Annotated in this window: 26 protein-coding genes; 19 read left to right on the top strand and 7 right to left on the bottom strand. The window is 65.0% G+C overall.

Going from position 1 to position 24,318, the window contains the following annotated elements:
• From OO12_RS25585 to OO12_RS25550, 8 genes are all read left to right on the top strand, one after another.
• Window positions 1-209 (top strand): glutamine amidotransferase-related protein (locus OO12_RS25585; protein ID WP_034161525.1); only part of this gene is annotated, 209 nt, incomplete at its 5' end.
• Entirely contained in the window at window positions 206-940 is a 735-nt protein-coding gene (gene hisA, locus OO12_RS25580) for a 1-(5-phosphoribosyl)-5-[(5-phosphoribosylamino)methylideneamino]imidazole-4-carboxamide isomerase (RefSeq protein WP_034161535.1), read from the top strand. The genes OO12_RS25585 and hisA, both read left to right, overlap by 4 nt.
• A gap of 4 nt (window positions 941-944) precedes the next feature.
• Complete coding sequence (gene hisF, locus OO12_RS25575) at window positions 945-1,715, top strand: imidazole glycerol phosphate synthase subunit HisF (protein WP_034161534.1); 771 nt, start codon at window positions 945-947, stop codon at window positions 1,713-1,715.
• Between the two features lie 65 nt (window positions 1,716-1,780).
• Entirely contained in the window at window positions 1,781-1,960 is a 180-nt protein-coding gene (locus OO12_RS25570; protein WP_034161524.1) for a hypothetical protein, read from the top strand.
• A gap of 63 nt (window positions 1,961-2,023) precedes the next feature.
• Window positions 2,024-2,344, top strand: coding sequence for a phosphoribosyl-ATP diphosphatase (locus OO12_RS25565; protein ID WP_034161523.1), 321 nt, complete (start codon window positions 2,024-2,026; stop codon window positions 2,342-2,344).
• A 24-nt stretch (window positions 2,345-2,368) separates the two neighbouring features.
• Entirely contained in the window at window positions 2,369-2,746 is a 378-nt protein-coding gene (locus OO12_RS25560; RefSeq protein ID WP_034161522.1) for a histidine triad nucleotide-binding protein, read from the top strand.
• Window positions 2,747-2,837: 91 nt separating this feature from the next.
• Complete coding sequence (locus tag OO12_RS25555) at window positions 2,838-4,436, top strand: amino acid permease (protein WP_034161521.1); 1,599 nt, start codon at window positions 2,838-2,840, stop codon at window positions 4,434-4,436.
• A gap of 192 nt (window positions 4,437-4,628) precedes the next feature.
• A complete protein-coding gene (locus tag OO12_RS25550) occupies window positions 4,629-6,152 on the top strand; it encodes an amino acid permease (protein ID WP_034161520.1) in 1,524 nt (507 codons plus the stop codon).
• A 77-nt stretch (window positions 6,153-6,229) separates the two neighbouring features.
• Here OO12_RS25550 and OO12_RS25545 read toward each other — a convergent pair whose 3' ends face one another.
• Entirely contained in the window at window positions 6,230-7,228 is a 999-nt protein-coding gene (locus OO12_RS25545; RefSeq protein WP_034161519.1) for an adenosine kinase, read from the bottom strand.
• A gap of 98 nt (window positions 7,229-7,326) precedes the next feature.
• Between OO12_RS25545 and OO12_RS25540 the strand changes: the two genes are divergently transcribed.
• From OO12_RS25540 to OO12_RS25530, 3 genes are all read left to right on the top strand, one after another.
• Complete coding sequence (locus OO12_RS25540) at window positions 7,327-8,037, top strand: EI24 domain-containing protein (RefSeq protein ID WP_327196050.1); 711 nt, start codon at window positions 7,327-7,329, stop codon at window positions 8,035-8,037.
• On the top strand, window positions 8,034-8,417 hold the full coding sequence (locus tag OO12_RS25535) for a hypothetical protein (RefSeq protein ID WP_052216271.1): 384 nt from the start codon (window positions 8,034-8,036) through the stop codon (window positions 8,415-8,417). The genes OO12_RS25540 and OO12_RS25535 overlap by 4 nt, the downstream gene beginning before the upstream one ends.
• An 85-nt stretch (window positions 8,418-8,502) precedes the next feature.
• Window positions 8,503-8,931: a hypothetical protein gene (locus tag OO12_RS25530; protein WP_235365016.1), complete on the top strand. Its 429-nt coding sequence runs from the start codon at window positions 8,503-8,505 to the stop codon at window positions 8,929-8,931.
• 83 nt (window positions 8,932-9,014) lie between these two features.
• Here the strand turns inward: OO12_RS25530 and queG are convergent, their stop codons facing one another.
• Window positions 9,015-10,160, bottom strand: a complete 1,146-nt coding sequence (queG, locus tag OO12_RS25525; RefSeq protein ID WP_034161517.1) for a tRNA epoxyqueuosine(34) reductase QueG — start codon at window positions 10,158-10,160, stop codon at window positions 9,015-9,017.
• Window positions 10,161-10,201: 41 nt separating this feature from the next.
• Between queG and OO12_RS25520 the strand changes: the two genes are divergently transcribed.
• The 5 genes from OO12_RS25520 to OO12_RS25500 all read left to right on the top strand — a co-directional run bounded on the left by OO12_RS25520 (window position 10,202) and on the right by OO12_RS25500 (window position 15,057).
• Complete coding sequence (locus tag OO12_RS25520; protein WP_034161516.1) at window positions 10,202-11,119, top strand: ABC transporter ATP-binding protein; 918 nt, start codon at window positions 10,202-10,204, stop codon at window positions 11,117-11,119.
• Window positions 11,116-12,363 (top strand): ABC transporter permease, encoded by a 1,248-nt coding sequence (locus tag OO12_RS25515; protein ID WP_034161515.1) that lies wholly within the window; start codon window positions 11,116-11,118, stop codon window positions 12,361-12,363. The genes OO12_RS25520 and OO12_RS25515 overlap by 4 nt, the downstream gene beginning before the upstream one ends.
• Before the next feature lie 101 nt (window positions 12,364-12,464).
• Entirely contained in the window at window positions 12,465-13,730 is a 1,266-nt protein-coding gene (locus OO12_RS25510) for a cytochrome P450 (protein ID WP_034161514.1), read from the top strand.
• Between the two features lie 100 nt (window positions 13,731-13,830).
• Window positions 13,831-14,325: a peptide-methionine (R)-S-oxide reductase MsrB gene (gene msrB / locus OO12_RS25505; RefSeq protein WP_235365015.1), complete on the top strand. Its 495-nt coding sequence runs from the start codon at window positions 13,831-13,833 to the stop codon at window positions 14,323-14,325.
• A gap of 81 nt (window positions 14,326-14,406) precedes the next feature.
• On the top strand, window positions 14,407-15,057 hold the full coding sequence (locus OO12_RS25500) for an FABP family protein (RefSeq protein WP_034161513.1): 651 nt from the start codon (window positions 14,407-14,409) through the stop codon (window positions 15,055-15,057).
• 167 nt (window positions 15,058-15,224) lie between these two features.
• Here OO12_RS25500 and OO12_RS25495 read toward each other — a convergent pair whose 3' ends face one another.
• Both OO12_RS25495 and OO12_RS25490 read right to left on the bottom strand, forming a co-directional pair.
• A complete protein-coding gene (locus tag OO12_RS25495; RefSeq protein ID WP_034161512.1) occupies window positions 15,225-15,779 on the bottom strand; it encodes a CHAP domain-containing protein in 555 nt (184 codons plus the stop codon).
• A gap of 138 nt (window positions 15,780-15,917) precedes the next feature.
• Window positions 15,918-17,861, bottom strand: coding sequence for a M1 family metallopeptidase (locus OO12_RS25490; RefSeq protein ID WP_034161511.1), 1,944 nt, complete (start codon window positions 17,859-17,861; stop codon window positions 15,918-15,920).
• Window positions 17,862-17,973: 112 nt separating this feature from the next.
• On the opposite strand from OO12_RS25490, the gene OO12_RS25485 reads away from it, so the two are divergent.
• The gene (locus tag OO12_RS25485) at window positions 17,974-18,429 is read left to right on the top strand and encodes a hypothetical protein (protein ID WP_034161530.1); all 456 of its coding nucleotides are present in this window, start codon (window positions 17,974-17,976) and stop codon (window positions 18,427-18,429) included.
• Here OO12_RS25485 and OO12_RS25480 read toward each other — a convergent pair.
• On the bottom strand, window positions 18,410-19,600 hold the full coding sequence (locus OO12_RS25480) for an acyltransferase family protein (protein ID WP_160296917.1): 1,191 nt from the start codon (window positions 19,598-19,600) through the stop codon (window positions 18,410-18,412). The genes OO12_RS25485 and OO12_RS25480 overlap by 20 nt on opposite strands.
• Window positions 19,601-19,699: 99 nt before the next feature.
• Window positions 19,700-20,353: an SGNH/GDSL hydrolase family protein gene (locus OO12_RS25475; protein ID WP_034161510.1), complete on the bottom strand. Its 654-nt coding sequence runs from the start codon at window positions 20,351-20,353 to the stop codon at window positions 19,700-19,702.
• Window positions 20,354-20,534: 181 nt separating this feature from the next.
• Here OO12_RS25475 and pncB point away from each other — a divergent pair, with 181 nt between their 5' ends.
• Window positions 20,535-21,839, top strand: coding sequence for a nicotinate phosphoribosyltransferase (gene pncB / locus OO12_RS25470; protein WP_034161509.1), 1,305 nt, complete (start codon window positions 20,535-20,537; stop codon window positions 21,837-21,839).
• Window positions 21,840-21,878: 39 nt separating this feature from the next.
• On the opposite strand, the gene OO12_RS25465 is transcribed toward pncB, so the two are convergent.
• Window positions 21,879-23,129, bottom strand: coding sequence for a nucleotidyltransferase family protein (locus OO12_RS25465; protein ID WP_160296916.1), 1,251 nt, complete (start codon window positions 23,127-23,129; stop codon window positions 21,879-21,881).
• A 131-nt stretch (window positions 23,130-23,260) separates the two neighbouring features.
• Here OO12_RS25465 and OO12_RS25460 point away from each other — a divergent pair, with 131 nt between their 5' ends.
• Complete coding sequence (locus OO12_RS25460) at window positions 23,261-24,208, top strand: hypothetical protein (protein ID WP_034161507.1); 948 nt, start codon at window positions 23,261-23,263, stop codon at window positions 24,206-24,208.
• The last annotated feature ends 110 nt before the right edge of the window (window positions 24,209-24,318 follow it).

The following is a 24,318-nucleotide window of genomic DNA, read 5'->3' as shown; positions in this document are numbered from 1 at the left end:
GCCCTCACCCGCTGATCGAGCCGGGCGAGGCATATTTCCTGCACAGCTATGCGTTCGACGGCGACGATGTGCTCGCCGGCACCGACCATGGTGGCGCGGTCACGGCCGCGATCGGCCGCGACAATCTGATCGGCGTGCAATTCCACCCCGAAAAGAGCCAGGCTTATGGCCTGGCGTTTCTCTCGCGCTTCCTGGAGTGGCGACCATGACTCTCATCGTCTTCCCCGCGATCGACCTCAAGGCGGGCCAGGTCGTCCGCCTCGCTGAAGGCGATATGGACCGCGCCACGGTCTATGGCGACGACCCCGCCGCGCAGGCGATGATCTTTGCGAGCCAGGGCGCGGAATATCTCCATGTCGTCGATCTTGACGGCGCCTTTGCCGGCGCGTCGGTCAATGGCGAAGCGGTGGCGTCGATCGTCAGCCAGTTCCCCGGCCATGTGCAGCTTGGCGGCGGCATCCGAGATCGCACCGCGATCGAGAAATGGTTCGACATGGGCGTGTCGCGCGTCGTGATCGGCACGGCGGCGCTGGAGAATCCCGAGCTGGTGCGCGACGCGGCCAGGGATTTCCCCGGCGGCATCGTCGTCGCGGTCGATGCGAAGGACGGCATGGTCGCAACGCGCGGCTGGGCCGATGTCTCGACCGTCGAAGTGGTCGATATGGCGCGCCGCTTCGAGGATGCCGGCGTCGCCGCCTTGCTGTTCACCGATGTCGGCCGCGACGGGATGCTGAAAGGCTGCAACGTGCAGGCAACGGTCGATCTGGCGCGCGCGGTGCGCATTCCGGTGATCGCCAGCGGCGGGGTCGCCGGGATTGGCGAGATCCATGTTCTGGCGCTGCATGCGCGCGACGGGATCGAGGGCGTGATCACCGGGCGGGCATTGTATGACGGCCGACTCGATCTTGCGGCGGCGCTCAGCGTGGCGGCGGCGGCGTGAAGCCATGACCGTCCGCGCGCGCGTCATTCCCTGCCTCGACGTGGCCAATGGCCGCGTGGTCAAGGGCGTGAACTTCGTCGATTTGCGCGACGCCGGCGATCCGGTCGAGCAGGCGCGCGCCTATGACGCGGCCGGCGCCGACGAACTCTGCTTCCTCGACATCACCGCCAGCCACGAAGCCCGCGGCACCATCCTCGATGTCGTCAGCCGTACCGCCGAAGTCTGCTTCATGCCGCTGACCGTCGGCGGCGGCGTGCGCACGCCCGACGACGCCCGCGCGCTGCTGCTTGCCGGCGCGGACAAGGTCGCGGTCAATTCCGCCGCCGTCGCGCGGCCCGAACTGGTCGCCGACATGGCCGATCGCTTCGGCAGCCAGTGCGTCGTCGCCTCGGTCGATGCGCGGCGCGTCGAAGGCGGCTGGGAAGTGTTCACCCATGGCGGCCGGCGCGCGACCGGCATCGACGCGGTCGCGCACGCGCTCAATCTCGTACGGCTCGGCGCCGGCGAATTGCTCGTCACATCGATGGACCGCGACGGCACGCGCGACGGCTATGACCTCGACCTGATCCGCACCATCGCCGACCAGGTTGCGGTGCCAGTGGTCGCGTCCGGCGGCGTCGGGTCGCTCGGCGATCTCGTCGCCGGGATTCGCGAGGGTCATGCCAGCGCGGTGCTGGCGGCCTCGATCTTCCATTTCGGCGATGCGAGCATTGCCGATGCCCATGCCGCGTTGGCGGCAGCGGGTGTGCCGGTGCGACGGCCAGTCAGGACTTAGGGTCCACCGCCACGAAGTTTGTGGGAGTACGAGTAATTTAACCGCTGGCGCCTATAACAACCGCCATGCGCTTCCTGCTCCTTCTCCTGATCGCCGCCCCGGCCTTCGCCGCCCATACCGGCGTGCCGAAGATCCGCACCGGCCCGGAACTGTCCGACATCGCCTTGTTCGTGATGGCGGCGATCGGGGTCTATTGCGTCCGCCGCGCGATGCGCGCCCGGTTCGCGAAGCGACAAAAGGATTGAGCGTCCGCAAGGATTGACCTCGGGGGCATTGACCTTGAGCCCGCCCTGCGCCAGCCAGCGCACATGGCCGAAGATTTCCTGACCAGCCTCGAAACCGTGATCCGCGACCGGCGTGGCGCGGACCCGTCGACCTCCTACACCGCCAGCCTGTTCGCCAAAGGCCGCGCCAAGATCGCCCAGAAACTGGGCGAGGAAGCGGTCGAAACAGTGATCGCGGCGCTTGGCGGGGACACAAAGGAACTGACCAGCGAAGCCGCCGATCTCGTCTTTCATCTGCTCGTCCTGCTCGCCGATGCCGGGCTCAGCCTCGACGACGTGCGCGCCGAAATGATGCGGCGCGAGGGCGTGTCGGGGATCGACGAAAAGGCCGCCCGCAAGAGCTGACGCGTAACGCTTGAAGGATTTCCCATGCCGATCGACGCCACCAGATCCTATGACGACCAGAACATCTTCGCGAAGATCCTGCGCGACGAGATTCCGTCGAAGCGGGTTTACGAGGATGATTATGCGATCGCCTTTCACGACATCAATCCGCAAGCGCCGACGCATATCCTGGTGATCCCGCGCGGACGCTATGTCTCATGGGATGATTTCAGCGCGCATGGGTCGGACGCGGAGATTGCCGGGTTCGTGCGCGCGGTCGGTACCGTCGCCCGTGCCGCGGGGTTCGTCGCCCCCGGATACCGGCTGCTCGCCAATACCGGGCTCGATTCCGGACAGGAAGTGCCGCATCTTCACGTTCATCTGTTTGCCGGCCGGCATCTTGGGCCGATGCTGGCGCGATAAGGGATTGCACGAGGCGGTTTTGCCACTAGGCTCCGCCGCTTCGTATAACGACGGCAAACGTCGAGCATCCTGATCCTCAGGGGGGATTTTAATGATATTCGGGCGCGTAAAGTCACTCGACGCCATTCTTGCCACGGCCGAGAAAAAGGGCCTGCACAAGACCCTCGACGCCTTCCAGCTGACCATGCTGGGCGTCGGCGCCGTCATCGGCACCGGCATCTTCGTCCTGACGTCCGAGGCCGCGCAAAAGGCCGGCCCGGGCATGCTGGTCAGCTTCATCATCGCCGGTTTCGTCTGCGCGGTCGCCGCGCTGTGCTATTCGGAACTGGCGTCGATGGTGCCCGTGTCGGGCTCAGCCTATACCTATACCTATGCCGTCACCGGCGAAATCCTCGCCTGGATGGTCGGTTGGGCGCTGATCCTCGAATATGCGGTGGGGGCGAGCGCGGTCGCGGTCGGCTGGTCCAACCATGCGGTCGGATTGCTCAATGGCCTCGGGTTCCACATACCCGCCTTTCTCAGTAACGGCGACGCGCTGATCGCCAATGTGCAGATCGCCCTGGGTGCGACGGCGACGCCCGATCTCGTCACCGCGACCCAGGTCGGGGGCTATTTCAATCTGCCCGCGGTGATCATCTCTGTGCTGATCACCGGCCTGCTGATCCTCGGCACGACCGAAAGCGCACGCGTCAACGCCGTGCTGGTCGCGATCAAGATCCTTGCCCTCACCGCCTTCATCGCGCTGACCATTCCGGTGCTCAAGGCCGACAATTTCACCCCATTCGCGCCGACCGGTGCGACCGGCGTCCTGGGCGCCGCAGCCTCGATCTTCTTCGCTTATGTCGGCTTCGATGCGGTTTCGACGGCGGCGGAAGAAACCAAGAATCCCCAACGCAACGTGCCGATCGGACTGATCGCCAGTCTTGCCATCTGTACGCTGTTCTACATTCTGGTCGCGAGCGGCGCGATCGGCGCGATCGGCGCGCAGCCGGTCTCCTCGCTGTCCGGCGTGGTGCTGGCGCCGGGATCGGCCGAAATGGCCGGGCGTTGCGCCTCGATCGTCAGCAGCGGCGTGGTCGAGCCGCTGGTCTGTTCGAAGGAAGCGCTCGTCCATGTGCTCGACACGATCGGCTGGCATTCGGTCGGCCGGCTGGTCGGTCTCGCCGCCGTGCTTGCACTGCCCTCGGTCGTGCTGATGATGATGTTCGGCCAGACCCGCGTCTTCTTCGTGATGGCGCGCGACGGCCTGCTGCCGGCAAAGCTCGCCAGCGTCCATCCGCGTTTCAAGACCCCGCATGTCGTGACCGCGGTCACCGGCGTCGTCGTCACCATCGCGGCAGCGGTCCTGCCGGTCGGCAAGCTTGCCGATTATTCCAACTCGGGCACATTGTTCGCCTTCATGATGGTGGCGATCTCGGTGATGGTGCTGCGGGTCAAGGACCCGTCACGCAAGCGACCGTTCCGCACGCCGGCGATCTGGGTCATCGCGCCGCTGGCGATTGTCGGCTGCATCGGGCTGTATGTGTCGCTGCCCTGGCTCGCGATCCTCGTCCTGCCGATCTGGGGCGCGATCGGGCTGGCCGTCTATTTCCTCTATAGTCGTTCGCGCAGCCATGTCGGACGCGGTCTCGACGACTTGAATGACGCTGCGCTCGGCGAGCTGGCGCCCAAGGTGCCGGGCACTGAATAAACTGATCGACCTGAAGATGGAGAAGGGGTCGGGAAGCAATTCCCGCCCCCCTTTTTCTACTGCCTGCCATGCCGGCCGGCGGCCATTCCGTAACGGCGAGCAGCTTTGACGGATTGCACCGACCGGCTTTCGCTTTAAACGTCAATCTTTCGCGATTCAGCGTTATCGCACTTTCTTCTGGGGGACCCGTTCATGATCTTCGGGCGTATCAAATCACTCGACGCCATCCTTGCCACCGCCGAGAAGAAATCGCTGACGCGATCGCTCGGCGCCTTTCAGCTGACCATGCTCGGCGTCGGCGCCGTGATCGGCACCGGCATTTTCGTGCTGACGGCGGAGGCCGCGCAAAAGGCCGGGCCGGGCATGATGATCTCGTTCATCATTGCCGGTTTCGTCTGCGCCTTTGCTGCTTTGTGCTATTCGGAAATGTCGTCGATGGTGCCGGTTTCCGGCTCCGCCTATACCTATAGCTATGCGGTGATGGGCGAAATGATCGCCTGGATCGTCGGCTGGGCGCTGATTCTCGAATATGCCATTGCCGCCGGCGCGGTCTCGGTCGGCTGGTCGGGCTATGTCGTCGGGCTGATCCAGCATGCGTTCGGGATAAACATCCCGCATTTGCTGGTCCGCGGTCCGTTCGACGGCGGCATGATCAACCTGCCGGCAATGGCGATCGCCGGACTCGTCACCTGGCTGCTGGTCATCGGCACCCGGGAAAGCGCGATGGTCAACGCCGTGCTGGTCGCGGTCAAGGTCACTGCGCTCACCCTGTTCATCGTGCTTGCGCTGCCGGTCATGAACATGGCGAATTTCACGCCCTTCTCGCCGCTCGGGTTCGGCGGCATCTCCGCCGCCGCCGCGTCGATCTTCTTTGCGTATGTCGGCTTCGATGCGGTCTCGACCGCGGCGGAGGAAACCAAGAACCCGCAGCGTAACATGCCGATCGGCCTGATCGGTTCGCTCGCCATCTGCACCGTCTTCTACATCCTTGTCGCGACCGGCGTCGTCGGTACCGTTGGGGCCCAGCCAGTGGCTGGCCCGAACGGCCAGATCCTCGCACCGGGCAGCATCGAGCTGGCCAACCAGTGCGCCGCGATCAAGGACGCCGCCGTGGTCTGCTCGAAGGAAGCCCTGGCCTGGACCATGCGCGAAATCGGCTGGAAGCAGGTCGGCAATCTGATCGGCCTTGCCGCCGGCCTGGCCCTGCCCTCGGTCATCCTGATGATGATGTTCGGGCAGACCCGCATCTTCTTCGTGATGAGCCGTGACGGCCTGCTCCCGGAGGTCCTGTCGAAGGTTCACCCGAAATTCCACACGCCGCATGTCATCACCATCATCACCGGCCTGTTCGTCGCCCTGTTCGCGGCGTTCTTCCCGGTCGGGCTGCTCGCCGACATCTCGAACTCGGGCACCCTGTTCGCCTTTGCGGCGGTGTCGATCGCGGTGATGGTGCTGCGACGGACCGATCCGGATCGCCATCGTCCGTTCCGCACCCCGGCAGTCATGGTGACGGCGCCGATCGCGATCATCGGTTGCGCCTATCTGTTCTACAATCTCGGCATGCCGACCAAGCTGATGTTCGTCGGCTGGGCCGCAGTCGGCCTGGTGGTCTATTTCGGTTATAGCCGCAGCCGCAGCCATGTCGGCCGCGGCTCGATCGAAGTCCATGAGACCGATAGCGACGCACCGCCGCAACCGGTGCCGCCGATCGTCTGAGCGCCGGACTTCCGGAAACGAAAAAGGGGTGCTGTCCAGCCGGACAGCACCCCTTTTTCTTGACGAACAGAATCAGGTCAGCCGAGCTTGCTCGCCGCCAGCGCCTTCATGTCGACCATTGGCCGCGCGCCGATGTGCGAGATGATCTCCGCCGCGCAGATCGCGCCGAGACGGAGTGAATCCTCGACCGACCGGCCCTGCGCCTGGCCGGTCAGGAAGCCAGCCGCGAACAGGTCGCCCGCGCCCGTCGTGTCGACCACCTTGGCAATCGGTTCGGCCGGCACCGCGACGGTCTTGCCGCCCGACACCGCGATCGCGCCATTCTCGCTGCGCGTCACCACCAGCATCGGCACCTGTGCCGCTGCCGCGGCGACCGCCGTGTCGAAATCCTCGACCTCCATCAGCGCCAGGATTTCCGCTTCATTGGCGAACATGATGTCGATCAGCCCGTCATTCATCAGCTTGCGGAAATCGCCACCGTGGCGCGAGATGCAGAACACGTCCGACAGGGTGAAGGCGACCTTGCGGCTCGCCTTGCGGGCGATTTCGATCGCGGCGCGCATGGCCTGGCGCGGTTCTTCCGGATCCCACAGATAGCCTTCGAGATACAGGATCGCGGCGCTCGCGATCAGCTCGCTGTCGAGTGCGCTGGCGGGCAGGAACTGCGACGCGCCGAGAAAGGTGTTCATCGTCCGCTGCCCATCGGGCGTGACGAAGATCAGGCAGCGTGCGGTGGTCGGCGCGCCGTCGCGCACGGCCGTCCCGAAGGTCACACCGGTCGCACGGATGTCATGCGCGAAGACTTCACCAAGCTGGTCGTTGGCGACTTGTCCGATAAAACCGCAGCGCGCGCCAAGCGCCGCCATGCCGGCGACGGTGTTGGCGGCGGAGCCGCCGCTCGCTTCGATCCCGGGGCCCATCTTGGCGTAGAGCGCATCGGCGTCCTCGGGCGAGAACATCAGCTGCATCGATCCCTTGGCCATCCCCTCGGCGGTGATGAAGGCGTCGTCGGTCTGGGAAAGCACATCGACGATCGCGTTGCCGATCGCAACGACGTCATAGGCTGGCGTGGTCAAAACAAGGTCTCCGGAAAAACGGGCCCGTACGGAGTTCGGCCCGTACGGAGAAGCGTTCGCCCTAATTTGCACGGCGACGCAGCGCAACCGCCGTTGACGTGGGCACAGCAAGGCCGCACCAAGCGCGCATGATCCGCGCTTTCTTCCTGTCGGTCGGCCAGCTCGGCGACAAGCGCATCATTCGGGTGTTCCTGAAATCGTTCGCGCTGACCTGTCTGATCCTCGCCGCGATCGGTGCGGGGCTGTGGTTCGGCGCGCAATCGCTGGTCGCCTGGGCCGGCGCGAGCGCGGGTGTCGCCGGCCTTGCCGGGGTCGCGGCGGCGCTCGGCATCCTGCTCGCCGGGTGGCTCTTGTTCCGAGCCATCGCGATCGCGGTGATCGGCATCTTCGCCGATGACGTGGTGCTGGCGGTCGAGGACAAATATTATCCCACGGCGCTGGCGCAGGCGACGGATGTCCCGCTTGGTCGCTCGATCGTCATGGGGCTCAGGGCGGCGGGCCGGGCGATCCTGGTCAATGTCGCGCTGTCGCCGGTCTATCTGCTGCTGATCGTGACGGGCATCGGCACGCCGATCCTGTTCTTCGTCGTCAATGGCTGGCTGCTCGGCCGCGATCTCGGCGACATGGTCGCGGCGCGGCATATGCCGGAGAGCGAGTTGAAGGCGTGGCGCGGCACGACCCAGGTCAGCCGGTTCGCGATCGGGCTGATTGTCACGGGCCTGCTCGTCGTGCCGATCGTTGCGATCATCGCGCCGGTGCTAGGTGCGGCCATGGCGACGCACTGGTTTCATGGAGGACGTAAAGCGTGAAACGATTGCTGATCGTGGCCGGACTCGGCTTCTCGCTTGCCGGTTGCGCGACCACCGGCACCCCCGCTCCGGCGCGGGTTCGGCCGCCGATCGTGCCGATCCCGACCACCACCCACAATGTCGTCGGTCTGGAACATGTCATGGGCCAGAATGCCCGCGGCCTGGTCGCGCTGTTCGGCCGGCCCGGCGCCGATATGCTCGAAGGCGATGCGCGCAAGCTGCAATTCGCCAGCGGCACCTGCGTGCTCGACGCCTATCTCTACCCCAAGGGCAAGGCCGAACCCGTCGTCACTCATGTCGACGCGCGCCAGACCGACGGCAGCCCGGTCGACCGCGCCAGCTGTGTCGCGGCACTGTCGATGAAGGCGCAGGGGAAATAGGCGCAACCGGACGGAATTGGGCAATGATGCTGGTTGCCCATCCCGTTCATTTTGCGGTCAGGTTGATCTGGCCTATAAGCAAGGGATGACCCGTTTGATGCCACCGCATTTTCGTGCGTTTCCGATCGCGATCGCCCCGGTTGTGCTTGCCCTGGTTGCGGGCGCTTCCTGCTGGTCGACAGCGTCATTTGCGCAATCGGCGCCAGCGCCGGCACCGGCAACAGAGCCCGCGCCGCCCTCGACCGGCGATACGATTCGCCTGACCGATGAACAGCGCTGGGCGATCCTGAACAGCAACACCGAGGAAAGTGCCGCCGCTGCTCGCGGCGAACTGGTGGGATCAGCGCGCCCCGGGCGAGGCATCCATGGCGAGATGGGCGTCATGATCGGCTCATATGGCACGCGCAGCGTCTATGGCACGGCGGAAATTCCCCTTGGCGAGAACGCCGGGGCGGTCGTGTCGTTCGAAAGCAGCCGCTTCGGCTATCCGCGGCAGCGCTCGATCCGCCCTTAGAGTCGTTTTCAGCAAGACGGCGCCAGCCCGAACGGGAATGGCGGATCACCCCAATTTGAAAACGCGCTGACACTCGTCCTGAGTCAGGCCCATTCGGCCAGAACAGTCTCATCAACTTCAGTCGCAAGCCGCCCTTCCCGCTCGGCCACCCAGCGCGCCCGGTCCAGCCGCCCGAGCGCCCAGACCGCCGCGCCGCGCACCACTGGCGCCGGATCGTCCAGGAGTTCCGCCACGACGCCGACCAGCCCGGCCGACCCGCTATTCCCCGCCGCCACCAGCGCGTTGCGGACCATCCGGTCGCGCCCGATGCGCTTGATCGGCGATCCCGCAAACACTTGTCGGAACCCGGCATCGTCCAGCCCCATCAGATCGGCCAGCTCGGGCGCGACCAATTCGGCGCGCGGCGCGAACGCCATATTGGCATGCGCCGCCTCGGCGAACTTGTTCCATGGACACACCGCCAGGCAATCGTCGCAGCCATAGATGCGGTTGCCCATCGCGGCGCGAAACTCGGTCGGGATCGGCCCGCCATGCTCGATCGTCAGATAGGAAATGCACCGCCGCGCATCGAGCCGGTAGGGCGCGGGAAAGGCATTGGTCGGGCATGCCTGCTGGCACGCATCGCACGACCCGCAGGTATCGCTGCCGCCGGTATCGGTCGCCAGGTCGGCGGTGGTATAGATCGCGCCGAGGAACAGCCAGCTGCCATGCTCGCGGCTGACCAGATTGGTATGCTTGCCTTGCCAGCCCAGCCCGGCCGCCTCAGCCAGCGGTTTTTCCATCACCGGCGCGGTGTCGACGAACACCTTGACGTCCGTCCCCTGCAATTCGCCGACCAGCCAGCGCGCCAGCGCCTTCAGGTTGCGCTTTACCACATCGTGATAATCGCCGCCCTGCGCGTAAATCGAGATCCGCCCGATCTCCCCCTCCCCGGCCAGCCTGAGCGGATCGCTCGCCGGCGCATAGCTCATCCCCAGCGCGATCACGCTGCGCACCTCCGGCCACAATGCCGCCGGGCTCTCGCGGTGATGCGCGCGCGCCTCCATCCAGATCATGTCGCCATGTGCGCCTTCCGCCAGCCATTGGCGCAGCCGCTCGGCGGTGCGCGGCGCGGCATCGGCGCGCGCCACCCCGCACGCGGCGAAGCCGAACTCGGCCGCCTTCGCCTTCAGGCGATCGGTGAACTGCCTACCCGTCTCCGGGCGATCCTTCTGCTTGTCTTGGCGCACCCGCACCCGCTACCACGAGCCGACAGAACAAGGAATTTTCGTTGAACCAGGGCCTCGCGATCAGCGCCACGGGACTGATCAAGAATTTCGGTGGCCGCCGCGTGGTGGATGGAATCGATATCGCGGTACCGCGCGGGGTCATTTATGGCGTGCTCGGGCCCAATGGCGCGGGCAAGACCACCACATTGCGCATGCTGCTCGGCATCATCGAGCCCGATGGCGGCAGCCGCACCCTGCTCGGCCATGATCGCCCGCGCGAAGCGAGCGACCAGATCGGCTATCTCCCCGAGGAACGCGGCCTTTATCCGGCGATGAAGGCGAAGGACGCGATCGCCTTTCTCGGCGCGCTGCGCGGTCTCGACCTCAAGACCGGGCGCAAGCGCGCGGTGACCTTGCTGGAGGCGGCGGGGCTCGGCCATGCGGTCGACACCAAGATCCGGAAATTGTCCAAGGGCATGGCGCAGCTCGTGCAATTGCTCGGCTCGGTCGTGCATCAACCCGAATTGCTCGTGCTCGACGAACCTTTTTCGGGCCTCGACCCGGTCAATCAGGAACGGCTCGAGGCGCTGATCCTTGCCGAGCGCGACCGCGGCGCGACGATCCTGTTCTCGACTCATGTCATGGCGCATGCCGAACGGCTGTGCGACCGGCTGGCGATCATCGCCGGCGGCAAGCGCCGTTTCGAAGGCACGGTCAACGAAGCGCGCGGCACCTTGCCGATGCGCGCGCATTATATTCCGCATCATGACGGCGACGGAATCGCGGCGCTGCTGCCCGCCGATGCCGCGCGCGACAGCGACGGATGGCGCTTCACCGTGCCGGAGGAAGGGATCGAGACCTTGCTGGTGAAACTGATCGATGCCGGTTTCGGCATTTCCGGCCTGTCGATCGAACGCCCCGGCCTGCACGATGCCTTTGTGCGCATTGTCGGCGCCGATGCGCTGGAGCAAGCGGCATGAGCAACCGCCAAGTCGGCAACACCCGCCGCCTGATCCGCCAGACCATGACCATCGCCCGGCGCGACTTCATCGCCACCGTCTTCACCCCGACCTTCCTGATCTTCCTGTTCGCGCCGCTGATCATGGGGTCGTTCGGCGCGATCGGCGGCATGGGCGCGATGACCGTCACGCAAAGCGGCGAGAACAAGAATCGCATCGTCGCGATCGTTGCGCCGGAACAGGCCATCGTGATGAGGGACCAGGACACCAGGCTGCGCCGTGTGTTCCGCACCGGCGAGAAACCACCCGAATTGCTGATCGAGACGCCACAGGCCAACGCCCAGGCCCAGGCCCGCGCGCTGTTCGATACCAAGGATTACGACGTACAGTCGGCGCTTTACGGCCCGCTCGACAAGCCGGTCATCCTCTATGGCACACAAGGAAACCGCACCGCCGATTATCTGGCCGAACTGGCCGAAGCGAGCCTGCGCGCCGAACGCTCGGGCGGCACGACGCCGCTCAGCACGCCGACCAGAACCCCGATCGCACGCGAACGCGCCTCGCTCGGCGGGCAGAATCAGGCCGCTTTCTTCACCGTGTTCGGCATTTTCTTCCTCACCTTGCTGCTTGCCGGCCAGGCCGTCGGCACGATGGCGGAGGAGCGCAGCAACAAGGTGATCGAAGTGCTCGCCGCCGCGGTACCGCTGGAATCGGTCTTTCTCGGCAAGCTGCTCGGCATGTTCGGCGTCGCGATCCTGTTCGTCGCCTTTTGGGGAACATTGATCAGCCAGATCGGCACGATCATGCCGCCGGGCTTCGCCCAGGCGCTCCGCGAGATCGGGCCGGCGGTCGGCATGCCGGTCTATGTCATCCTGTTCTTCGGCTATTTCACCATGGCGTACATGCTGCTCGGCGCGGTGTTCCTCAGCGTCGGTGCACAGGCATCGACCATGCGCGAGATCCAGATGCTGTCGCTGCCGATCACCATCGTGCAGGTCGCGATGTTCGGCCTTGCCGCGACCGCCGCGTCGAAACCCGGCACGCCGCTTGCCACCTTTGCGGAGATATTCCCGCTCTCCTCGCCCTTCGCGATGGCGGCGCGCGCCGCGAATCAGCCGGAGATCTGGCCGCATGTCGCCGCATTGCTGTGGCAGGCGTTATGGGTCGCGATCGTCATCACGATCGGCGCGCGGGCGTTCCGGCGCGGCGTGCTGCAATCGGGCAGCGGCAAGATGAATCTGAAGGCGATGTTCCGGCGCGGCTGACGAAAAATCGCTTCCGCCCCTCGCCCCATCGCAAAAGGTTGCAAAACGCTATTGACCGGAGTGTCAGTTAGAGGTTTGTTTCGGCAAAGAGGAGAGTCGAAATGGCGACATTAGCGCAAGACGTCGGGGCACAGGATCACGACGCGCCCAAACCGCCCCGGACGGTCGATCCACTCGATGTGAGCCGCCCCGAACTCTATCGTGACGACACCTGGCACGCCCCGTTTCGCCAGCTCCGTGCCGAAGCGCCGGTGTACAAGGTCGAACAAAGCGGTTTCGGCACTTTCTGGTCGGTCTCGACCTACAAGCCGATCGTCGAAGTCGAATCGCTTCCCGACATCTATTCCTCCGAAGCCGGCGGCATCACCATCGCCGACTTTATCGAGGAACGCAGCGACGTGCGCATGCCGATGTTCATCGCGATGGACCGGCCCAAACATACCGGCCAGCGCCGCACCGTCGCCCCTGCCTTCACGCCGAGCGAGATGGTCCGCATGTCGGATAATATCCGCATGCGCACCGGCGAGATTCTCGACACGCTTCCGTGGGGCGAGGAATTCGACTGGGTCGATACCGTCTCGATCGAACTGACCACGCAAATGCTCGCCATTCTGTTCGATTTCCCATGGGAGGATCGCCGCAAGCTGACCTTCTGGTCCGACTGGGCCGGCGATATCGAACTGGTCAAGACCGAGGAGCTGCGGCTCCAGCGGCTGCAATACATGTATGAATGCGGCGGCTATTTCCAGAAGCTCTGGGACCAGAAGGTCGGCAAGGAGCCGACCCCCGACCTGATCTCGATGATGATCCATTCCGATGCGATGCGCGAAATGGACCAGATGGAATTTCTCGGTAACCTGATCTTGCTGATCGTCGGCGGCAACGACACGACGCGAAATTCGATGACTGCCGCCGCTTATGGTCTCGACCTGTTTCCCGACCAGCGAGAAAAGCTCGAGGGCGATCCGTCACTGATCCATAACACGGTTCAGGAAATCATCCGCTGGCAGACCCCGCTTGCGCATATGCGCCGCACCGCGACGCAGGATACGGTGCTGGAAGGACAACAGATCAAGCAGGGCGACAAGCTCGCGCTGTGGTATCTCTCGGCCAATCGCGACGAGAGCGTGTTCGAAAATGCCGACAAGATCCTGGTCGATCGTCCCAATGCGCGGCGCCACCTCGCTTTCGGCCACGGCATCCATCGCTGCGTCGGCGCGCGGCTGGCCGAGTTGCAGATCGCGACCCTGCTGGAGGAAATGGCCAAGCGCCGCATGCGCGTGAACGTCGTCGGCGAACCCGAACGCGTCGCCGCCTGCTTCGTCCATGGCTATCGCAAGCTGCCGGTCGAGATTTCGAAATATTGACCCCGGCAAAGCCCCCTCCTGCGGGAGGGGGTGGCCGGATGCATCTCGAATGGCGGAACGCGCGTAACTATTGTCGCGTTACCGACGAATGAGAAGCATGATGATCCACAACCGACGTGCCTTTCTGACGATCGCGGGCAGCAGTGCCGCCGCCATCGCCCTGTTCGGCTGCCGCGGCGCCACCGCCGGCGCGCCCGAGAGTTTCGAGTTTCAGCTGACCGATGCGCAGTGGAAAGCGAAGCTCTCGCCCGCCGCCTATCAGACGCTGCGCCACGAAAGCACCGAGCGGCCGGGGTCGAGCCCGCTCAACAACGAACACCGCGCCGGCATCTTCTCCTGTGCGGGCTGCGCGCTGCTGCTCTATTCGTCGAAGACCAAGTTCGACAGCGGCACCGGCTGGCCGAGCTTCTGGCAACCGCTGGCCAATGCGGTACGCATGCGAAAGGACAGCACGCTCGGCTTCACCCGCACCGAAGTGCATTGCCGCCGCTGCGGCGGGCATCTTGGCCATGTCTTCGACGACGGCCCGCCGCCGACCGGCAAGCGCTATTGCATGAACGGCGTGGCAATGGCGTTCGCGCCGGGCAAGGCCTAGACGCCAAGCTGATTGCGATCGAGCGCCGTCCCGCGATATGTTGCCCGTCGGCACTGTCGCCGAGAGCAGAGGGACGACGCGATGGCTATCTTTCCGGCCGACATCTTCACTGAGCCGACCGACGTCGATCCCGACACGCTCACCAATCTCGGTCCGCTGCGACGGCTCGCCGGGACCTGGCAAGCCGACAAGGGTATCGATCTCAACCCCAAGGCCGACGGGCCGGAACGCCGCATCTTTCGCGAGCAAATCGTGATGGACCCGATCGACCCCCAGACCAATGGACCGCAGCTATTCTACGGCCTGCGCTACCACATCCATATCAACACGCCCGAGGAGGATATCACCTTTCACGACCAGGTCGGCTATTGGCTGTGGGAGCCGGCGACCGGGCTGGTGATCCAGACCGTCGCCATTCCACGCGGCCAGGTGCTGATCGCGTCGGGGCAAGCCACCGCCGATGCCGCGACACTGGAATTGACCGCGACGCGCGGGCAGACCGAATATGGCATCTGCTCGACCGCATTTCTCGAATATGCCTTTCGCACCGACGCCTATCGCATCGCGATCAGCTTCGAGCCCGATGGCTCATGGAGCTATGTCACCGACACGACGCTGACCGTGCATGGCCGTCCCGATCCCTTCGCGCACCGTGACCAGAACACGCTGCGCAAGATCGCGGAGGCCGAACCCAATCCGCTGGCGCGGTTGCTCAAGGCAAAGCAGGGCTGAGGGGGAAGCCCTTACAATCTTTGAAGCAGGGTGAATTTGACTGAACCACCACCGTCATCCCCGCGAAAGCAGGGATGACGGACAGGGCGCGCCCAAGTCAGCTGACTCTAAAACGGTCGGTTCAGAGGTAGAAAATCCGGGTGCTCATCGTTTCCGAGACAGGTCTCTCAGAAAGCGACGCGATCCACCAGCGACAGCACGCCGTTCGTGTTGCTCTCGTTCGACGCCATCGTCACCGGGGCATCCAGCGTATCGTCCTGCGAAGGTGTACCGTCCGAATAGATGAAGCCATTGGCGACATAAGCGGTCGTACCGAGGCCGCCATTGCCGGCGAACCAGACCTTGACCAGGCTCCAGTCGCCCGCTGCCGACACGTCGACCGCGCGGACATTATGTTCGATCCCGCCGCGGCGCGACCAATTGGCATGAGTCAGCAGCACTTCACGATCGCTGACGATGCCCGACACCATTGCGACATGGCCGAGGCGCATACGGCCGCTGGAGGCGAAAGACAGGACGGCGCCGACCTTGGGCGCATGGCCACGGGCGTAACGGCCGGCGGCCTGGCCCCACCAGGTGTTGGCATTGCCATGGATGTTGATGCCGGAAATGGTGCGGGCATAGGGGGCGCACTGCCAGAATTGGGCAGAAGCCGGTGTCGCCGTCAGCAGGGCGCACGATACCACCAGCGCAAAACGCGCTGCCAAAGCCCGAAAATTCATGTGACCCCCTCAGGTCGCGACCATTCGTTGGATCGTCCAAAGCAGGTCGCGGCGGCGGTGGAAACCCCCGGGCCGCGACCAATGGAACCTTTTCCGATGAAACGAGTTGACCGCGCGATGACTGCCAGATGAACGGCGTTATTGGACCGTTTTCCAGCCGACAATCTTGTCGACCGTGCCCGATGTGACCGGGTGATAGCCCGCCCGCGCCTCGGCATAGATTCGTTTTGCCAGCGCCTGACCGTGCGCGCCGTCTTCCATCAGCGTGGTGAACAACGGCGCGACGAACTTGCGCCGCCCCTGCGCCAACAGGAATTGCTCGGCCGACTTTTCACCGCGCGCATAGCGATTCGGCAGGACGAGCTGCAGCCATACGAAGCGGATCTCGCTATTACCGGTGTCCGACCAAGCGAAGCGATCGTCGAGCGCCTTGATCCGCTCCGCCGGCAGCTTGCGCGGCAATTGCGTGATGAAGCGCATCGTCTCCTGCGTCGTGACATTGCCCGGCACTGCCGCGACCGCGCCGCCGGCGGCGAACGCCTTGGCCGCCGCATCGATCGCCGGGAAGGCATCGGACGTCACATGCACCGCATTGGCCGGGATGCCCGGCTGATAGGCCCATTGGTCGATGCCGATCTTCGCTTCGAGTCCCTTGTCGCCCTTGATCAGATTCTCGCGCAGATCCTTCAGGAATCCGGCGGTGGTCTGCGGCTGAAAGGCATGGCGGTCGAAATAGGCGCGCAGATAGGCGTCCCATCTCTCGCGGCCCACCGCCGCCTCGATCGTGCGCAGGAAGGTCGCGCCCTTGTCATAGGCGATCTGCGTCATGCCGTCGTCAGGCGAGCGATTGGCGGGAAGGTCGAGGCGCAGCTGCGTATCCTTCGACATCGGCCCGCCCGCTTCCTTGATCGCGGCCTGCATGTCGCTCCATGACAGATCGGCCTCCATTGCCGCGCGCTTCGGACCATAGAGTTTCTCCATGATCCGGTTCTCGAAATAGCTGGTGAAGCCTTCGTTCAGCCAGAAATCGTTCCAGGTCGCGTTGGTGACGAGATTGCCCGACCAGCTATGCGCCAGCTCATGCGCGATCAGGCTGACCAGGCTGCGGTCGCCCGCGATCGCGGTTGGCGTGGCGAAGGTCAGGCGCGGATTCTCCATGCCCCCGAACGGGAAGCTCGGCGGCAGCACGAGCAAATCGTAACGGCCCCAGCGGTACGGCCCATACAAGCTCTCGGCGGCATCGACGAATTTCTCCAGCTCGCCGAATTCCTTGGCCGATTTCTCCAGCATCGACGGCTCGGTCCAGATGCCGGTGCGCGGCCCGGTCGCCTGGAAGCGCAGGTCGCCGACCGCAAGCGCGATCAGATACGGCGCAACCGGCTTGTCCATGACATAGCTGAAGGTGCGCATCTTGTTCGCCGCGGTCTCGCCCAGCGCCGATTTCGATTCACCGCTCATCACCGCGGTCAGCCCTTCGGGCACGGTGATCTTCGCTTCCCAGGTCTGGCGGATACCGGGCGAATCCTGCGTCGGGATCCAGCTGCGGTTGAGGATCGCTTCGCCCTGGCTGAACAGATAGGGCAGTTTCTTGCCCGCGGTCTGCGCCGGAGTCAGCCATTGCAGCGCGTCCGCCTTGGGCGAAGTCGAATAAGCGACCTTGATTTTCCGCGCGCCCATTTTGTCGACGGGCCCCAAGGTGACGGTCAGCGGCGCGCCATGGATCGGGTCGGCCGCGCCCAGCGTGAAGGGCAAGGGCTTGCCCGCGGCATCGGTCACCGCCGTGACGGTCAGGTCGCGCGTATCGAGCACGATCTGCTTCGCATTCGCCGCCGCCGCGACGTCCAGCGTCGCGCTCCCCGTCAGGGTATGTGCGGCAAAGTCAGTGACCAAGTCGATCGCGACGTGCGTGACGCGCGCTTCGGCCGGGTTGGCATAGCTGTGAATGTCCTTTGCATCGGGCGTCAGCAGGACCTGCGACACGCCGGGGGCGCCATCGGCCACTTTCTCGGCGCCATTCTTGGCGGCGGTGCAGGAGGCAAGAACAGCGGCGAGCGCGATCAGCGAAACGGTGGCGATACGCATGGAAGACCCTTTGCAAGAGTGAATGCCGACCTTGCTAGCGTGCGCCGGGCCGGGAATGAAGCCCATCCCTCGCCCTCTCGCCAACCCTGTCCATGCCGACTATTATGCGGCCATGAAATTGCTCGTCCTGGCCCTGTGCCTGCCGCTGATCGCCTGTTCGCAAAGCCGGGGCGTCGGCAATGACACCGGACTGTTCGGAACCGACAACGGCACCGCGATGACGCCCGGCATGCGTCCGGTCCGCGTCGGTGAAGGCGGCCCCACCTTCAATGCCTGCGCAACCGCCGGCCAGGTGGTCAATCTGTCGCCATCGGGCGAAACGTCGCTGCCGGTCCGGGCGGCGCCCTTCGTCGAAGCCGATGAGGTCGTGCGGCTCGCCAATGGCGCCCGCGTCTATATTTGCACCCGCACGATCGATCAGCGCTGGCAAGGCGTGGTCGTGCCGCCCGCCGATGCGCCCGATACCGATTGCGGCGTCCTCGCGCCCGTCGAATCGCCGCGTGGCTATGCCGGTCCGTGCAAAAGCGGCTGGGTATCGAGCGCGTTCGTCAGGACGATCTCAAACTGAACCCAGCAACGCGGCCGTCCGGCTCGCACGCGATCATGTCGCCCGTGGGATGGGGCTCGGATCGACTTTCCCGCAAAGGTTCTTCGCGATCCATGCGGGGAACCTCTTCCCCGACGGGATCGCCCGGTGCGGGTTTCCGGCCACCGAACCATGATGTGAAATAGCGGTCCGCCAACAGCGCGATCGCCATCATCGCGATCAGGAACGCCAGCCCGGTCAGCGCGCCGGGATGCGTGATTCCGATCCGGGCGAGCATCGCTTCAGTCATCACGGCGGCGGGGCTGTGCAGCACGTAAAGCGGATAGGACGCCGCACCGAGCAGATGGCACGCGCGCCGCATTGCCGGGCCGGGTTCGCCCGCAATGGCCAGACAGACCAGCGCGGGCAGCCAGACTGTAATGCAGACAAAGGGATACCAGGCGCCGAGCGGTGGCATCATCAGGGTAAGGGCCGCCAGCGCAAGAACCGCCACTGACCCGGGCGACGACACGCTGATGCGGCCACGCAGGCGGAACAGCAACAAACCCATCGCGAACGAATAGGTCACCCGCACGAAGCCGGTACCGAAAAACGCCCAGGAATGCCCCTCGTCGAGCGCCTTGCCGCTCAGTGTCATCGCCGCCAGGATCGATCCGGCGACACACACCACCGCGACCAGGCGACGCGTCGTGACCGACCGATGCAGCACGGCATAGACGACATTGATCGCCAGTTCGAAAAACAGCGACCAGGACGGCGTGTTGAGCGGGAAGGTTTCATCATTCCAGGTGAAGGGTGACGGCAGCATCACCAGGCCGAACAGCAGCGGCAAGACCAGCGCGGTCGCGCTCAGCCGCGGGTCGGTGCCGCTCAGCCAGCATAATGTTCCCGCACCAAGGCCGAGCAACAGCCCGGCAAGATACAGCGGATACAGCCGGATCAGCCTGGCTTTCATGAAACCGGCAGGGCTCAACCCATCCGCCAGCCGCCGGTCATAGGCGCTGGCAATGACAAAACCGCTGATCACGAAGAACAGGTCGACCGCAAGCGGGCTGTTCGAAAAATCCCAGCCGGGAAAAAGTGGCCCGGCATGGCGGATCGCGATCAATGCCGCAGCGATCCCGCGAATGCCATCGAGCGTGGCATAGACGTGCTTGCCGGGTCGATCGGCCGATGCTGCAGCGACAAGCATGTCCGCCGGATAGCGAAGCAGCATTAAGGATCGATTATGGCCGCCGCCATCGGCCTGGCGTTCGTTTGAAATGCGCTCGCGGCACATTCAAACAGACCCTTATCGGTCCAGCCCTCCATTCCGCGAGCCGGGCGACGGACAGTGCCGCTGTATTGCCTCGAGCCAGGCGCGCGCGCCGGCCGCGTTCGGATGCACGCCGTCGCTGGTGGCGACCAAGGGCGACGGGACGAAGATCGCGCCGTGGCGCGTCGCGAGCAGGCGCAAGGCGCGGTTCTTCGCTGCCAGATCCTCGACATCGATGATCCCCGAGGAGGATTTGCCGGCCTCCACCTGCGGGATCGCAACGAGCATCAGGCGGTCCGCAGGCAATTTGGCGAGCAGTTTTTCATAATCCTCGATCCATCTGGAGGTCGGCACCACGCGGCCCGCCGCCGCATCGTTCGTGCCGATCGCCAGGATGATCCGCGACGGCGTCAGGATCGATGACAGCGTGGCCGCAACCGGCGCGAGATCGCTCAATCGGGCGCCGGAGATGCCCGCGTTGAACACAGTCGCACCACAGGCTTCACGGTGGAACGCACGCTCCACGATGCTGTCGCCGACGATCAGCGTCATGCCGGCGGGCGCGTTGCGTGCTTGCTCGGCAAGCACGAAGGATCGCCCAAGGACATAAGTCGAAAGTTCGCTCGGAACCTGGGCAACGCGCCACGCCAAACTCAGCGAGATCACCGCCAGCAGGGCCGAAGCCCCCATCCATGGTCGCACGCTTTGCATGACATATCATGCCGTGGAACGCGGTCGCTGTACAACCGCTCATGACCCGCGATGGCGGCGGGCGCGTAACCGGGGCGGTGTCCGCCGCCGAACGCTAACGCGCCCGCACGCCGATACGCATGTCTTGCATCTGGTCACCGGTTGAGCTGGAACAGAGTCCATGGCCGTCACCGACATCGCAACCCGCACCTATGACCATGGCTGGCGGCTCGACCCGATCGTCCGCTCTTTACTCGATACCGACTTCTACAAGCTGCTGATGCTGCAGATGATCCGCCACCTCCATCCCGAGGTGCAGGCGACGTTCGCGCTGATCAACCGCAGCACGACGGTCCGCCTTGCCGAGGTGATCGACGAACAGGAGTTGCGCGATCAGCTCGACCATGCCCGCACCTTGCGCTTCGGCAAGAAGGAGCTGATCTGGCTCGCCGGCAACAGCTTTTATGGCCGCGAGCGGATGTTCACGCCCGATTTCATCGCCTGGCTCGCTGATTTCCGGTTGCCCGATTATGAACTGCGCGCCGTCGACGGTCAGTTCGAACTGAGCTTTGACGGCCCCTGGACTCACACCAGCATGTGGGAAGTCCCGGCGCTGGCGATCGTCAACGAATTGCGCTCGCGCGCGGTGCTCAAGGGCAAGGGCCGCTTCGCGCTCGACATCCTCTATGCGCGGGGCAAGGCGCGGCTCTGGGGCAAGGTCGAGCGGCTGCGGCAATTGCCCGACCTGGTCATTTCCGATTTCGGCACACGGCGGCGGCACGGCTTTTTGTGGCAGCGCTGGTGCGTCGAAGCGCTGAAGGAAGGACTGGGCGATCGTTTCATCGGCACGTCGAACGTGCTGCTGGCAATGGACAATGACCTGGAGGCGATCGGGACCAATGCGCATGAACTGCCGATGGTGCAGGCGGCGCTGGCCGATGACGATGCCGGGATCGCCGCCGCGCCCTATCGCGTACTGGAGGAGTGGCGCGCCCATTATGACGGCAATCTGCTCATCGCCCTGCCCGACGCGTTCGGCACCACCGCCTTTCTGCGCGACGCGCCCGACTGGCTCGCCGACTGGACCGGCTTCCGCCCCGACAGCGTACCGCCGATCGAAGGCGGAGAGCAGATCATCGCCTGGTGGCAAGCGCATGGCCGCGACCCGCGCGACAAATTACTGATCTTCTCCGACGGCATGGACACCGACTCGATCGAGGCGACCTATCGCCACTTCCATGGCCGGGTACGGATGAGCTTTGGCTGGGGCACCAACCTGACCAATGACTTCCGCGACTGCGATCCCGACGGGGCGCATGGGCTGGAGCCGATCTCGCTGGTCGCCAAGGTGATCCGCGCCAATGGCCGTCCCGCGGTGAAACTGTCCGACAATCCCGCCAAGGCGACCGGCGATCCCGCCGAAATCGCGCGCTATCTGCGCATCTTCGGCGCAGAGGGCCGGGTCGCGACCAAGGTCGTCGTCTGACGTGCCAACATCATTCCCGCCAAGTGACGTGGCGGAACCTCAGTCCCGGCGCAATTTCCACCGCCGCGCCAGCCAGCCGACCGGTCGCAACACGGGATAGAGCCAGGCCAGCCCCGCCGGCAGCGTGATCAGTTGCCGGTCCGCCGGCGAGAAGAGTTCGAGCGCGAGTTGTCGTCGCCAATAGCGGCGGTCGGGCTTGATTGCATAACCGATGCTGCGCGACAGCACCGACCCTTGCCAGAAACGCCGCCAGGAATGCCGTCCGGGCTGCTCGTGCCAGCCGGCGTCGCGGTGAAAGCGAGCTGCGAGGCGGTCGAGCAACCGCACCTGCCGGCTGGCATGGGCACGCGCGAGAATGGCCGGCGGGATCGAATGCCCGAACCAGGCATGCAGCCGCGCAAAGCCATGCAGCATCGCGCCATCCAGCCCGAGCGCCGCGGCAGCGGTCAGCGCGCGCTCGGCCGCCTCCGGCGTATCGATCAGGACGGCAAGATCGTGGAGCCACATCAGCCGCGCCCAGCCATGTTTTGCACCGTGGACGCACAGATAAACCGGCAGGCGGTGCCGCGCCATGGTCGGCATCGCATAGGGTCCCACGGGAACGGTTTCCCGATCCGCCCATAGCGTCTCGCAGTCCCATGACAGCAATTCGGCATTATCGGTCAGCCGGTCATGGACTTCGACCAGGATCCGGCTCCGGCTGTGCAAATAGCCGATTTCCTTGACGATCGGAGCCGTTCCCGCGGCGTCCGGCACGCCATTGTCGGGGCGGAAATAGCCGAGCCCGGTCAGGATCGCGTCGACCTGGCCCGCCTTGCCGCGTTCGATCACGAAATCCAGGTCGCGACCGGCGCGACGCGCCGGATCGCGATAGAGTTGCACCGACAGGGGCACGCCCTTGATCATCACGAAGCGGATGCCGGCCTGTTCGAACGCACGCGCCACGCGCACCGCCTCGTCGATCCGCTGCAGCGTGGCGACGGCGTTGGCGGCGTTCATCTGGCGCAGCGCCGCCGCCGCGGGTGCCGGAACAATGTCCTCAGCGGCGAGCAAGGGCGCCGTAAGCCATAACAAGCCGTGCCGGGTCAGTCCCTGTACCACGACCTCCCAGTCAAGACCGGCGCCTGCCGCCGCTCGGAGCAGCTCTGGATCCTCCGCGCCGCCCCATACCCGGACAGCAAGCAGGATGAACCGCAGTTCCGGCGAGAATGCGCGCGCGTTCAGACTGTCGATGCGGGCCGCCCCTTGCGGCTGGTCGATCTCCACTATTTGCGCCACCCGTTCGCTCACCCCAAAGCCCAGGGCTCCTTATGCCCGTCGAGGGGCGATGCACAACCTGGGCACAACCTGGGCACAACCTGGGCGAGACAGCGGGAGAGCTTGTAGGTGACGTCCTCCCACGCGTCCGCTATGGCGCCCGCGTGACGTTCGATTATCTTTTTGGCGGCCTCTCCATCGGGTCCTCATTACCCTTTGACGGCTTGCGCAAAGGGCGTCCGGTCGGCGATGCGCGCCCGGATATCATGGTCACCAGCGGGATCGGCGCGGCGCCTGAGCCCGATCGCGAGCATTTTGCCTGGCCGGGACGTTATGGCCTCACGCTCGGCGAGTATCGCGGGCAATGGCTGATGCGGTCGGCATTCGACGGCAGTTTCCTGATCGCTCGCGACGGCACCAGCATTCAGGTTTTTTGCGATCACCTGCCGCCGGGCCAGGCGCTGACCGACGTACTGGTCCGCCGCATCTTGCCGCGCGTGACGATCCTGTTCGGCGCAAACGCGATCCATTCGGCCGCGCTTGCCGGGCAGGACGGTGGGCAGGGCGGCGGGCTGATGCTGCTCGGCCGGTCGGGCGCGGGCAAATCGACCCTGACTGCGGCGCTGGCGCATTTTCTCGGCTGGGAGATACTCAGCGACGATATCTCGATCCTGCGCGGCGACAGCCTGCCGATGCTCGCACCGGCGGCGACCGGCGTGTGCCTATGGCCGCCGTCACGCGATGGCCTCGGCCTTGCACCTGAACATTGCGCCGAAATGCCGGGCTATGACGGCAAATTGCGCTATGATCCGTATCGGGGCGACAGCCACCCGACGCCGTTGCGGGCCTTTGTCTTTCTCGATCGCGCGGCGGACTGCACATCACCGCGTCTCGAACAGCTCTCCCTCGCGCAAGGCGTGGCCGAAATCGTGCCGCAGATCATCCGCTTCAATCCCCATGGATCGAGCGCCACGGAACGCGTCACCGCGCTCGAAACGCTCGTGCCGATCATGCGCTCGACGCCGGTCTGGCGGCTGACCTATCCGGCATCCTACGCAGCATTGTCGACAGTTTCGGAGGTAATCAGCGGCCTCATCGCGCCACCTCACTAAGGTCGCGACGGCGGCCGATCGCCGTGCGTCATAGCTCTGCGCGACACGCGGTTATTGTCGCGCGGCGAAAGCTTGCGTAACGCATATGTCCATGCGGAACCGAGCCCAGG

This window comes from Sphingomonas sp. ERG5 (assembly GCF_000803065.1).
Taxonomy (GTDB): domain Bacteria; phylum Pseudomonadota; class Alphaproteobacteria; order Sphingomonadales; family Sphingomonadaceae; genus Sphingomonas.
Note: the sequence above shows the minus strand (reverse complement) of the source record. Positions and strands in the feature narration are given on the sequence as shown.

Coding starts and splice junctions, on each gene's coding strand:
- pncB (WP_034161509.1), top strand. CDS start 20,535: ATGGCCGTCACCGACATCGCAACCCGCACCTATGACCATGGCTGGCGG.
- hisA (WP_034161535.1), top strand. CDS start 206: ATGACTCTCATCGTCTTCCCCGCGATCGACCTCAAGGCGGGCCAGGTC.
- OO12_RS25495 (WP_034161512.1), bottom strand. CDS start 15,779: ATGAATTTTCGGGCTTTGGCAGCGCGTTTTGCGCTGGTGGTATCGTGC.
- OO12_RS25500 (WP_034161513.1), top strand. CDS start 14,407: ATGGCTATCTTTCCGGCCGACATCTTCACTGAGCCGACCGACGTCGAT.
- OO12_RS25485 (WP_034161530.1), top strand. CDS start 17,974: ATGAAATTGCTCGTCCTGGCCCTGTGCCTGCCGCTGATCGCCTGTTCG.
- OO12_RS25490 (WP_034161511.1), bottom strand. CDS start 17,861: ATGCGTATCGCCACCGTTTCGCTGATCGCGCTCGCCGCTGTTCTTGCC.
- OO12_RS25565 (WP_034161523.1), top strand. CDS start 2,024: ATGGCCGAAGATTTCCTGACCAGCCTCGAAACCGTGATCCGCGACCGG.
- OO12_RS25550 (WP_034161520.1), top strand. CDS start 4,629: ATGATCTTCGGGCGTATCAAATCACTCGACGCCATCCTTGCCACCGCC.
- msrB (WP_235365015.1), top strand. CDS start 13,831: ATGATCCACAACCGACGTGCCTTTCTGACGATCGCGGGCAGCAGTGCC.
- OO12_RS25555 (WP_034161521.1), top strand. CDS start 2,838: ATGATATTCGGGCGCGTAAAGTCACTCGACGCCATTCTTGCCACGGCC.
- OO12_RS25475 (WP_034161510.1), bottom strand. CDS start 20,353: ATGGGGGCTTCGGCCCTGCTGGCGGTGATCTCGCTGAGTTTGGCGTGG.
- OO12_RS25480 (WP_160296917.1), bottom strand. CDS start 19,600: ATGCTTGTCGCTGCAGCATCGGCCGATCGACCCGGCAAGCACGTCTAT.
- OO12_RS25560 (WP_034161522.1), top strand. CDS start 2,369: ATGCCGATCGACGCCACCAGATCCTATGACGACCAGAACATCTTCGCG.
- OO12_RS25530 (WP_235365016.1), top strand. CDS start 8,503: ATGACCCGTTTGATGCCACCGCATTTTCGTGCGTTTCCGATCGCGATC.
- OO12_RS25510 (WP_034161514.1), top strand. CDS start 12,465: ATGGCGACATTAGCGCAAGACGTCGGGGCACAGGATCACGACGCGCCC.
- hisF (WP_034161534.1), top strand. CDS start 945: ATGACCGTCCGCGCGCGCGTCATTCCCTGCCTCGACGTGGCCAATGGC.
- OO12_RS25570 (WP_034161524.1), top strand. CDS start 1,781: ATGCGCTTCCTGCTCCTTCTCCTGATCGCCGCCCCGGCCTTCGCCGCC.
- OO12_RS25515 (WP_034161515.1), top strand. CDS start 11,116: ATGAGCAACCGCCAAGTCGGCAACACCCGCCGCCTGATCCGCCAGACC.